General features: G+C 69.1%; 11 protein-coding genes. All 11 read left to right on the top strand.

The features are described from left to right. Window positions 1-298 precede the first annotated feature (298 nt). Genes AB0E88_RS17095 through nuoK form a run of 11 tightly spaced genes read left to right on the top strand, consistent with a single transcriptional unit; the run spans window position 299 to window position 11,153 of the window. Complete coding sequence (locus AB0E88_RS17095; protein WP_003992243.1) at window positions 299-658, top strand: NADH-quinone oxidoreductase subunit A; 360 nt, start codon at window positions 299-301, stop codon at window positions 656-658. Between the two features lie 14 nt (window positions 659-672). Further along, window positions 673-1,227, top strand: coding sequence for an NADH-quinone oxidoreductase subunit B (locus AB0E88_RS17090; RefSeq protein WP_007383964.1), 555 nt, complete (start codon window positions 673-675; stop codon window positions 1,225-1,227). Further along, complete coding sequence (locus AB0E88_RS17085) at window positions 1,224-1,976, top strand: NADH-quinone oxidoreductase subunit C (protein WP_361630798.1); 753 nt, start codon at window positions 1,224-1,226, stop codon at window positions 1,974-1,976. The genes AB0E88_RS17090 and AB0E88_RS17085 overlap by 4 nt, the downstream gene beginning before the upstream one ends. Then, the gene (locus tag AB0E88_RS17080; protein ID WP_361630795.1) at window positions 1,973-3,313 is read left to right on the top strand and encodes an NADH-quinone oxidoreductase subunit D; all 1,341 of its coding nucleotides are present in this window, start codon (window positions 1,973-1,975) and stop codon (window positions 3,311-3,313) included. The genes AB0E88_RS17085 and AB0E88_RS17080 overlap by 4 nt, the downstream gene beginning before the upstream one ends. After that, window positions 3,310-4,176, top strand: a complete 867-nt coding sequence (nuoE, locus tag AB0E88_RS17075) for an NADH-quinone oxidoreductase subunit NuoE (RefSeq protein ID WP_361630792.1) — start codon at window positions 3,310-3,312, stop codon at window positions 4,174-4,176. The genes AB0E88_RS17080 and nuoE overlap by 4 nt, the downstream gene beginning before the upstream one ends. After that, a complete protein-coding gene (gene nuoF, locus AB0E88_RS17070) occupies window positions 4,173-5,522 on the top strand; it encodes an NADH-quinone oxidoreductase subunit NuoF (RefSeq protein WP_361630789.1) in 1,350 nt (449 codons plus the stop codon). Before nuoE ends, nuoF begins: the two co-directional genes overlap by 4 nt. After that, window positions 5,519-8,023 (top strand): NADH-quinone oxidoreductase subunit G, encoded by a 2,505-nt coding sequence (locus AB0E88_RS17065; protein WP_361630786.1) that lies wholly within the window; start codon window positions 5,519-5,521, stop codon window positions 8,021-8,023. Before nuoF ends, AB0E88_RS17065 begins: the two co-directional genes overlap by 4 nt. Beyond that, entirely contained in the window at window positions 8,020-9,384 is a 1,365-nt protein-coding gene (gene nuoH, locus AB0E88_RS17060) for an NADH-quinone oxidoreductase subunit NuoH (protein ID WP_361630783.1), read from the top strand. Before AB0E88_RS17065 ends, nuoH begins: the two co-directional genes overlap by 4 nt. Next, window positions 9,377-10,018: an NADH-quinone oxidoreductase subunit NuoI gene (gene nuoI, locus AB0E88_RS17055; RefSeq protein WP_361630780.1), complete on the top strand. Its 642-nt coding sequence runs from the start codon at window positions 9,377-9,379 to the stop codon at window positions 10,016-10,018. Before nuoH ends, nuoI begins: the two co-directional genes overlap by 8 nt. After that, window positions 10,015-10,857 (top strand): NADH-quinone oxidoreductase subunit J, encoded by an 843-nt coding sequence (locus tag AB0E88_RS17050; RefSeq protein ID WP_361630777.1) that lies wholly within the window; start codon window positions 10,015-10,017, stop codon window positions 10,855-10,857. Before nuoI ends, AB0E88_RS17050 begins: the two co-directional genes overlap by 4 nt. Continuing rightward, on the top strand, window positions 10,854-11,153 hold the full coding sequence (nuoK, locus tag AB0E88_RS17045; RefSeq protein ID WP_121405432.1) for an NADH-quinone oxidoreductase subunit NuoK: 300 nt from the start codon (window positions 10,854-10,856) through the stop codon (window positions 11,151-11,153). The genes AB0E88_RS17050 and nuoK overlap by 4 nt, the downstream gene beginning before the upstream one ends. Window positions 11,154-11,168 lie beyond the last annotated feature (15 nt).

The following is an 11,168-nucleotide window of genomic DNA, read 5'->3' as shown; positions in this document are numbered from 1 at the left end:
TGGCCCGACGAGCGGAAATGTCACCTCTGGTGATCACTCGGACGCTTCCTGTACGAAGATCACTGCTCATACGACTTCATGATCCTTCGTCAGGTGGTGGAGATCACAAAGCTTGTGCAATACCCCGTGTCGCAGATCACAGACCCACGGGCATAAGATGCACGCGGTTGGGCTTGTGACCTGCTTCACATGTTCCCGATCTTCGCCGGGGCGGGCGGGGTTCGTGGGGCCGATGAGGCGGCTGTGAGGCCGACCGCAACCGCCAGCAGTCAGTGCCGACTGAGAGGAGCGAGGAGCGGTGAACGCGTATGCGCCCATCCTCGTACTGGGAGCCCTCGGGGCAGGCTTTGCGATCTTCTCCGTGGTCATGGCCACGCTGATCGGTCCGAAGCGGTACAACCGCGCCAAGCTCGAGGCCTACGAGTGCGGTATCGAGCCGACCCCCACGCCGGCCGGCGGCGGGCGCTTCCCCATCAAGTACTACCTGACGGCGATGCTCTTCATCGTCTTCGACATCGAGATCGTCTTCCTCTACCCCTGGGCCGTCACCTTCGACGCCCTGGGGATCTTCGGGCTCGTGGAGATGCTGCTCTTCGTGCTCACCGTCTTCGTCGCCTACGCCTACGTCTGGCGGCGCGGCGGCCTGGAATGGGACTGAGGGGCCTTAAAGACATGGGACTCGAAGAAAAGCTTCCGAGCGGCTTCCTGCTGACCACCGTGGAGCAGGCCGCGGGCTGGGTGCGCAAGGCGTCCGTCTTCCCCGCGACCTTCGGCCTCGCCTGCTGCGCCATCGAGATGATGACCACCGGTGCCGGCCGATACGACCTGGCCCGCTTCGGCATGGAGGTCTTCCGCGGCTCGCCGCGCCAGGCCGACCTGATGATCGTCGCGGGCCGGGTCAGCCAGAAGATGGCGCCGGTCCTCAGGCAGGTCTACGACCAGATGCCGAACCCCAAGTGGGTGATCTCCATGGGCGTGTGCGCCTCCTCGGGCGGCATGTTCAACAACTACGCGATCGTCCAGGGCGTCGACCACATCGTCCCCGTCGACATCTATCTGCCCGGCTGCCCGCCGCGGCCCGAGATGCTGATGGACGCGATCCTCAAGCTCCACCAGAAGATCCAGTCCTCCAAGCTCGGCGTGAACGCCGAGGAAGCGGCCCGGGAGGCGGAGGAAGCGGCGCTGAAGGCCCTGCCCACGATCGAGATGAAGGGGCTGCTGCGGTGAGCGACGCGAACGGCACCCACGGCGCGAACGGGGTCAACCCGGAGAAGGACCTCAGCGCCTCGAACCTCCCCGGCCAGCGCGGTGAGGGCGGTGAGGAGATCCGCGTCCAGCGCGGCATGTTCGGCGCCGACAACGGGGGCGACACATCCGGTTACGGCGGCCTGGTCCGCTCGGTCCGCCTCCCGGGGCCGGCGAGCAGACCGTACGGCGGCTGGTTCGACGAGGTCGCCGACGAACTCGAAGGAGCGCTGGAGGAACAGGGCCTGCTGCCCGAGAACGCCATCGAGAAGACGGTCGTCGACCGCGGCGAGCTCACCTTCCACATCGAACGCGAGCACCTGCTGCGGGTCGCCCGCACCCTGCGCGACGACCCCGCCCTGCGCTTCGAACTGTGCACCGGCGTCAGCGGCGTGCACTACCCGAACGACAAGGGCCGCGAGCTGCACGCCGTCTACCACCTGCGCTCGATCACCCACAACCGGCTCGTCCGGCTCGAGGTCAGCTGCCCCGACAGCGACCGGCACATCCCGTCGCTGGTCCCCGTCTACCCGACGAACGACTGGCACGAGCGCGAGACCTACGACTTCTTCGGAATCGTCTTCGACGGTCACCCGGCCCTGACGCGGATCATGATGCCGGACGACTGGCAGGGCCATCCGCAGCGCAAGGACTACCCCCTCGGCGGCATCCCCGTCGAGTACAAGGGCGCCCAGATCCCGGCTCCGGACCAGCGGAGGTCGTACTCGTGAGCAACACGCAGTCACACGCCGCGTCGGCCGCCTCGGCCCGCGAGACCACCGAGGGCACCGTCTACACGGTGACCGGCGGCGACTGGGACGAGGTCGTCCAGTCCGCCGCCAAGGCCGACGACGAGCGCATCGTCGTCAACATGGGTCCCCAGCACCCCTCCACCCACGGCGTGCTGCGCCTGATCCTTGAGATCGAGGGCGAGACGGTCACCGAGGCCCGCTGCGGCATCGGCTACCTCCACACCGGCATCGAGAAGAACCTCGAGTACCGGACCTGGACGCAGGGCACCACGTTCGTGACGCGCATGGACTACCTGACGTCCTTCTTCAACGAGACCGCCTACTGCATGGCGGTGGAGAAGCTCCTCGGCATCGAGGACCAGATCAGCGAGCGGGCCAAGATCATCCGGGTGCTCCTGATGGAGCTGAACCGGATGTCCTCCCACCTGGTGTGCATCGCCACCGGCGGCATGGAGCTCGGCGCGACCACGATCATGATCTACGGGTTCCGCGACCGCGAGATGATCCTCGACCTCTACGAGCTCATCACCGGCCTGCGCATGAACCACGCCTACATCCGCCCCGGCGGACTCGCCCAGGACCTGCCGCCCGGCGCGGTGGACCAGATCCGCGAGTTCGTGAAGAAGATGAAGAAGAACCTCCCGGAGTACGACAAACTCGCCACCGGGAACCCCATCTTCAAGGCCCGCATGCAGGACATCGGCTACCTCGACCTGGCCGGCTGCATGGCCCTCGGCGCGACGGGCCCCATCCTGCGCTCCACCGGCCTGCCGCACGACCTGCGCAAGACCCAGCCGTACTGCGACTACGAGACGTACGACTTCGACGTCCCGACCGCCGACAGCTGCGACGCCTACGGCCGCTTCCTGATCCGGCTGGAGGAGATGCGCCAGTCGCTGCGCATCGTCGAGCAGTGCCTGGACCGGCTCCAGCCCGGCCCGGTCATGGTCGCCGACAAGAAGATCGCCTGGCCCGCCCAGCTCGCCCTGGGGCCGGACGGACTGGGCAACTCCCTCGACCACATCAAGAAGATCATGGGCACCTCCATGGAGGCCCTGATCCACCACTTCAAGCTGGTCACGGAGGGCTTCCGCGTACCGCCGGGACAGGCGTACGCGGCGGTCGAGTCCCCCAAGGGCGAACTCGGCGTGCACGCCGTCTCCGACGGCGGCACCCGCCCCTACCGGGTCCACTTCCGCGACCCGTCCTTCACCAACCTGCAGGCCATGGCGGCGATGTGCGAGGGCGGCCAGGTCGCCGACGTCATCGTCGCCGTCGCGTCCATCGACCCCGTGATGGGAGGCGTCGACCGGTGACCACCTCTTCTTCGGAGCGGGGCGTCAGCCTGGGGATGCCCGAGCTGCCCGCGCCCGCCTACCCGGACGAGGTCCGAGCCCGGCTGGAGGCGGACGCGCGCGAGATCATCGCCCGCTACCCCGACTCCCGCTCGGCGCTCCTTCCGCTGCTGCACCTGGTGCAGTCGGAGGAGGGCCACGTCACGCGCACCGGAATGCAGTTCTGCGCGGACGTGCTCGGCCTGACCACGGCCGAGGTCACCGCCGTCGCCACCTTCTACACCATGTACCGGCGCCGGCCGAGCGGCGACTACCAGGTCGGCGTGTGCACCAACACGCTGTGCGCGGTCATGGGCGGCGACGCGATCTTCGAGCAGCTCCAGGAGCACCTCGGCGTCGGCAACGGCGAGACCACCGACGACGGCAAGGTCACCCTGGAGCACATCGAGTGCAACGCGGCCTGCGACTTCGCCCCCGTCGTGATGGTCAACTGGGAGTTCTTCGACAACCAGACCCCCGACAGCGCCCGCCGGCTCGTCGACGACCTGCGCGCGGGACGCCCGGTCACCCCCACGCGCGGTGCGCCGCTGTGCACCTTCAAGGAGACCGCGCGGATCCTGGCCGGCTTCCCCGACGAGCGGCCAGGGGCCGTCGAGGCGGGCGGCAGTGCGGGACCGGCGTCGCTGGTGGGCCTCCGCCTGGCCAAGGGAGAGGCCGGACCCGCACGCGTGGTCCATCCGCGCGGCGGTGCTCATCAGGAGCCGCAGGACAGGGTGCACGAGCCGTCGCCGGCCGAGCACCTCAGCTCCCATGACGCGCCGCAGGACACGTCGGCCAGCGACTCGGCCCACCCGGCCGGTCCCACCGCCGAGGAGGGGGAGTGATGACCTTGGCACCCGAACTGAAGGAAAACAGCCCCGAGAAGCTGCTCGCGCCCGTGCTGTCGTCCTTCTGGGACGAGGACCGGTCCTGGTCCCTGGACGTCTACCGACGGCACGACGGGTACGAGGGGCTCCGCAAGGCGCTCGCCATGTCGCCGGACGACCTGATCGCGTACGTCAAGGACTCCGGTCTGCGCGGGCGCGGCGGCGCGGGCTTCCCGACGGGCATGAAGTGGCAGTTCATCCCGCAGGGTGATGGAAAGCCGCACTATCTTGTTGTCAACGCCGACGAGTCGGAGCCCGGGACGTGCAAGGACATCCCGCTCCTCTTCGCGAACCCGCACAGCCTCATCGAGGGCATCGTGATCGCGTGCTACGCCATCAGGTCGTCGCATGCCTTCATCTATCTGCGGGGTGAAGTCGTCCCCGTCCTGCGGCGGTTGCACGAGGCCGTGCGCGAGGCCTACGAGGCCGGCTACCTCGGGACGAACATCCTCGGCAGCGGACTCGACCTCGAACTCACCGTGCACGCCGGGGCCGGGGCGTACATCTGCGGTGAGGAGACCGCGCTGCTGGACTCGCTCGAAGGCCGCCGGGGTCAACCGCGGCTCCGTCCCCCCTTCCCTGCTGTCGCGGGCCTGTATGCCTGCCCGACTGTTGTGAACAACGTCGAGTCGATCGCGTCGGTTCCCGCGATCCTCCATCGGGGCAAGGACTGGTTCCGGTCGATGGGCAGCGAGAAGTCCCCGGGCTTCACGCTGTACTCCCTCTCCGGCCATGTCGCGAGCCCCGGCCAGTACGAGGCGCCGCTCGGGATCACGCTGCGCCAGCTGCTCGACATGAGCGGCGGCATGCGCCCCGGGCACCGCCTGAAGTTCTGGACCCCGGGCGGCTCCTCGACCCCGATGTTCACCGACGAACACCTCGACGTCCCGCTGGACTACGAGGGAGTGGGCGCCGCCGGTTCCATGCTCGGCACCAAGGCCCTGCAGTGCTTCGACGAGACGACCTGCGTGGTGCGTGCCGTGACCCGCTGGACGGAGTTCTACGCCCACGAGTCCTGCGGCAAGTGCACGCCCTGCCGTGAAGGCACCTACTGGCTGGTGCAGTTGCTGCGGGACATCGAGGCCGGCAAGGGCGCGATGAGCGACCTCGACAAGTTGAACGACATCGCCGACAACATCAACGGCAAGTCCTTCTGCGCCCTCGGCGACGGTGCCGCCTCGCCGATCTTCTCCTCGCTGAAGTACTTCCGCGAGGAGTACGAGCAGCACATCACGGGCCGCGGCTGCCCCTTCGACCCGGCCAAGTCGACGGCCTGGGCCGACCGCACGGAGGTGAACGCATGACCGTGACCACCAGCGCCCCCACGGGCGGGGGAGAGGCGGCGGTCCCGCCGGAGGATCTGGTCACGCTGACCATCGACGGCGCCGAGATCAGCGTGCCCAAGGGCACCCTGGTCATCCGGGCCGCCGAGCAGCTCGGCATCGAGATCCCCCGGTTCTGCGACCATCCGCTGCTCGACCCGGCAGGCGCCTGCCGCCAGTGCATCGTCGAGGTCGAGGGCCAGCGCAAGCCGATGGCGTCCTGCACGATCACCTGCACGGACGGCATGGTCGTCAAGACGCAGCTCAGCTCCCCGGTCGCCGAGAAGGCGCAGAAGGGTGTGATGGAGCTGCTGCTCATCAACCACCCGCTGGACTGCCCGGTCTGCGACAAGGGCGGTGAGTGCCCGCTGCAGAACCAGGCGATGTCGCACGGCAACGCCGAGTCCCGGTTCGAGGGCAAGAAGCGGACCTACGAGAAGCCGGTGCCGATCTCCACGCAGGTGCTGCTGGACCGCGAACGGTGCGTGCTGTGCGCGCGCTGCACCCGCTTCTCCAACCAGATCGCCGGCGACCCGATGATCGAGCTGATCGAGCGGGGCGCGCTGCAGCAGGTCGGCACCGGTGAGGGCGACCCGTTCGAGTCGTACTTCTCCGGCAACACCATCCAGATTTGCCCGGTCGGCGCGCTCACCTCGGCCGCCTACCGGTTCCGCTCCCGTCCCTTCGACCTCATCTCCTCGCCGTCGGTGTGCGAGCACTGCTCCGGCGGCTGCGCCACGCGCACCGACCACCGGCGTGGCAAGGTCATGCGGCGGCTGGCCGCGTTCGACCCCGAGGTCAACGAGGAGTGGGTCTGCGACAAGGGGCGCTTCGCCTTCCGCTACGCCCAGCAGAAGGACCGTCTCACCACGCCGCTGGTGCGCAACGCGGAGGGCGAGCTGGAGCCGGCGTCCTGGCCGGAGGCGCTGCAGATCGCCGCGCAGGGGCTGCTCGCCTCGCGGGGCCGCACCGGTGTGCTGACCGGTGGCCGGCTCACCGTCGAGGACGCCTACGCCTACAGCAAGTTCGCGCGCGTGGCGCTCGACACCAACGACATCGACTTCCGCGCGCGCGTGCACAGCAGCGAGGAGGCCGACTTCCTCGCCGCCCGGGTGGCGGGCCGGGGCCGTGACCTCGACGGTACGGGCGTCACGTACACCTCCCTGGAGAAGGCGCCGGCGGTGCTGCTGGTCGGCTTCGAGTCGGAGGAGGAGGCGCCCGGCGTCTTCCTCCGGCTGCGCAAGGCCTGGCGCAAACACGGGCAGAAGGTGTTCGCGCTGGCCACGCACGCGACCCGGGGCCTGACCAAGGCGGGCGGCACGCTGCTGCCGGCCGCTCCCGGCACCGAGACCGAATGGCTGGACGCCCTCGCGAGCGGCGTCGGTATGGAGGACGACGGGGCCCGGGCCGCCGAGGCGCTGCGTACCGAGGGCGCCGTGATCGTCGTCGGTGAGCGGCTGGCCGGGGTGGCCGGCGGGCTCACCGCCGCCGTACGGGCCGCGTCCGCGACCGGCGCCGACCTGGTGTGGATCCCGCGACGGGCCGGGGAGCGCGGCGCGATCGAGGTCGGTGCGCTGCCGTCGCTGCTGCCGGGCGGACGCCCGGCCACCGATCCACGCGCGCGTGAGGAGGTCGCCGCCGTCTGGGGCGTCGCCGAACTCCCGCACCGCTACGGCCGGGACGCCGGGCAGATCGTGGAGGCCGCCGCCGGCGGTGAACTCCAGGCCCTGCTGGTGGCCGGAGTGGAGGTGGCCGACCTGCCCGACCCGGCACGCGCGCGTGCCGCACTCGACGAGGTCGGCTTCCTGGTGTCGCTGGAGCTGCGGCCCAGCGAGATCACCGAGCGCGCCGACGTCGTCCTGCCGGTCGCCGCGGTCGCCGAGAAGCCCGGCACCTTCCTCAACTGGGAGGGGCGAGTCCGCTTCTTCGACGCCGCGCTCAAGCCCGACCAGATGACCCGCCGTATCGAGCCGACCGACGCGCGCGTGCTGCAGATGCTCGCCGACGCCATGGACGTCCACCTCGGACTGCCGGATCTGCGCACCACACGCGCGGAGATCGACCGGCTCGGCGCCTGGGACGGGCCGCGTGCCACCGACCCGCTGGAGACCGCGGGTCAGCTGCCCCGGCCCGCAGCCGGTGAGGCGGTGCTCGCCGGGCACCGGCTGCTGCTCGACCAGGGCGTGCTGCAGGAGGGCGACGAGGCGCTCGCCGGCACCCGGCACGCCGCCCACGCGCGCGTGTCGGCCGCCACGGCCGCCGAGGCGGGCGTCGCGGAGGGCGATCTGCTCGCCGTGACCGGCCCGGCCGGAACCACCGAACTGCCGCTCGCGGTCACCGAGATGCCCGACCGTGTCGTCTGGCTACCGCTGAACTCCGCCGGTGGCGGCGTCGCCTCCGACACCGGGGCGCTGCCCGGCTCGCTCGTCCGCATCGGCCCGGCGACCGCCGTCGCCGACGCCCCCAAGGAGGTGGAGGCATGAGCCCGTACCTCGCCGCTGAAGACCTCTCGATGTTCGGCCGCGACCCGTGGTGGCTGGTCGTCGTCAAGGCGGTGTTCTGCTTCGCCTTCCTGATGGTGACCGTGCTCTTCTCCATCGTGTGGGAGCGCAAGGTCGTCGCGTGGATGCAGCTGCGCATCGGCCCCAACCGGCACGGCCCCTGGGGCATGCTCCAGTCGCTCGCCGACGGCATCAAGCTGATGCTGAAGGAAGACGTCATCGTCAAGCGCGCGGACAAGGTGGTCTACGTCCTCGCGCCGATCGTCGCCGCCATCCCGGCGTTCATGGCGATCGCGGTGATCCCCTTCGGCCCGGCCGGCAACGAGATCTCGATCTTCGGCCACCGCACCACGATGCAGCTCACCGACCTGCCGATCGCGATGCTGTACATCCTCGCGGTCGCCTCGGTCGGCATCTACGGCATCGTGCTCGCGGGCTGGAGCTCCGGCTCGACGTACCCGCTGCTCGGCGGTCTGCGCTCCTGCGCGCAGATGATCTCCTACGAGATCGCCATGGGCGCCGCGTTCGCCTCGGTGTTCCTGTACTCCGGGTCGATGTCGACGTCGACGATCGTCGAGCAGCAGCACGACCGCTGGTACATCCTGCTGCTGCCGGTCTCGTTCATCATCTACGTCGTCACCATGGTCGGCGAGACCAACCGCGCCCCCTTCGACATGCCGGAGTCCGAGGGCGACCTGGTCGGCGGCTTCAACACCGAGTACTCGTCGATCAAGTTCGCGATGTTCATGCTCGCCGAGTACGTGAACATGGTCACGGTGTCGGCGGTGTCGACCACCCTCTTCCTCGGCGGCTGGCGCGCCCCCTGGCCCATCAGCACCTTCTGGGAGGGCGCCAACCACGGCTGGTGGCCGCTGCTCTGGTTCGTGATCAAGGTCCAGCTGCTGCTGTTCTTCTTCATCTGGCTGCGCGGCACCCTGCCCCGCGTCCGCTACGACCAGCTGATGAAGCTCGGCTGGAAGGTCCTCATCCCGGTGTCGGTGGTGTGGCTGATGCTGGTCGCGACCGTGCGGGCGCTGCGCAACGAGAACTACGACTTCGCCGACATCGCCCTCTACGTCGGTGGCGCCGTCCTCGCCCTGCTGCTGTTGTCCTTCGTCGCCGACATGTTCCGCGCGAAGGCGAAGAAGGACGAGGCGCCCGCCGAGCAGCCGGCCGGGTTCGACCCGATGGCCGGCGGATTCCCCGTGCCACCGCTGCCCGGACAGGAGCTTCCGCCCGTTCCCCGGCGCCGCTCGCGCCGCGAGCGGGAGCTGATTGTCAGTGGTGGGTCCGATACTCACAGTGACGGATCTCTGGATGGAAAGGAGGCGTCCGATGGCTGAGGAGCCCAAGGAGACCGAGCCCGGTTTCCTCAACCCGGTGGCCGGCTTCGGCGTGACCTTCAAGGCCATGTTCAAGAAGCGGCTGACCGAGCAGTACCCGGAGCAGAAGAAGACCACGGCTCCGCGGTTCCACGGACGGCACCAGCTCAACCGCCATCCGGACGGCCTGGAGAAGTGCGTCGGCTGCGAGCTGTGCGCCTGGGCCTGCCCCGCCGACGCCATCTATGTCGAGGGCGCCGACAACACCGACGAGGAGCGCTACTCGCCGGGCGAGCGGTACGGCCGCGTCTACCAGATCAACTACGCCCGCTGCATCCTGTGCGGACTGTGCATCGAGGCGTGCCCCACGCGCGCCCTGACGATGACGAACGAGTTCGAACTGGCCGACTCCAGCCGCGCCAACCTCATCTACACCAAGGAGCAGCTGCTCGCCGGCCTCGAAGAGGGCATGGTCGACTCCCCGCACGCGATCTACCCGGGGATGGACGAGCAGGACTACTACCGGGGCCTGGTCACCGAGGCCGCCCCCGGCACGGTCCCGCAGGTCGCCGTCTCCAAGGGAGAGGTCCCTCAGGAGGCCGCGTCCACCTTCGGCGAGGAGGAACCGGCGTCGGAGAAGGTGATCGGGCGATGACAGCGCAGCTCGCCGCCTACTCCACCTCCACCGGAGAGGCCTTCCAGTTCTGGGTCCTCGGCACGGTCGCGGTGATCGGCGCCCTGTGCACCGTCTTCATGAAGAAGGCCGTGCACAGCGCCCTCTGCCTCGCCGGGACCATGATCGTCCTGGCGGTCTTTTATCTCGCCAACGGCGCCTACTTCCTGGGCATCGTGCAGATCGTCGTCTACACCGGCGCGATCATGATGCTGTTCCTGTTCGTGGTGATGCTGGTCGGTGTCACCGCGGCGGACTCCCTGAAGGAGACCATCAAGGGCCAGCGCTGGCTGGCCCTGCTGTGCGGCCTCGGCTTCGGCATCCTGCTGTTCGCCGGGATCGGCAACGCCTCCCTGAAGGAGTTCAACGGCACCGGCCAGGCGAACGCGAACGGCAACGTGGAGGGGCTCGCGTCCCTCATCTTCACCAAGTACGTCTTCGCCTTCGAGATCACCGGCGCCCTGCTCATCACGGCCACCGTCGGAGCCATGCTGCTCACGCACCGCGAGCGCACCGAACGCGCCAAGACACAGCGGGAACTGGCGGAACAGCGCATCCGTGAGGGCGCGCACATCCCGCCGCTGCCGGCGCCCGGCGTCTACGCCCGGCACAACGCCGTGGACATCGCCGGTCTGCTCCCCGACGGCACCCCGTCCGAGCTCACCGTCAGCCGGACGCTGCGCGAGCGCGGTCAGATCCGTGACGTGTCCACCGAGGCGCTGAGCGACCTCAAGGCGCTGGAACAGCGCGCGCAGGACCGCCTGGAGCGCGGCGCGATCGCACCGGCGACCTTCAAGCGGAACAAGGAGGCGTCGCAGTGAACCCGGTCAACTACCTGTACCTGGCAGCGCTGTTGTTCACGATCGGCGCCACCGGCGTCCTGATCCGGCGCAACGCCATCGTGGTCTTCATGTGCATCGAGCTGATGCTGAACGCCTGCAACCTCGCGTTCGTCGCCTTCTCCCGGCTGCACGGCAACCTCGACGGCCAGATCATCGCGTTCTTCACGATGGTCGTCGCGGCGGCGGAGGTCGTGGTCGGGCTCGCGATCATCGTGTCGCTGTTCCGTTCCCGCCACTCGGCCTCGGTCGACGACGCCAGCCTGATGAAGCTGTAAGGGGTCGGAAGAATC

It is taken from the genome of Streptomyces sp. NPDC028635 (assembly GCF_040637635.1).
In the GTDB taxonomy this organism is placed as follows: Bacteria; Actinomycetota; Actinomycetes; order Streptomycetales; family Streptomycetaceae; genus Streptomyces.
This window is presented reverse-complemented; position numbering and strand designations above follow the sequence as displayed.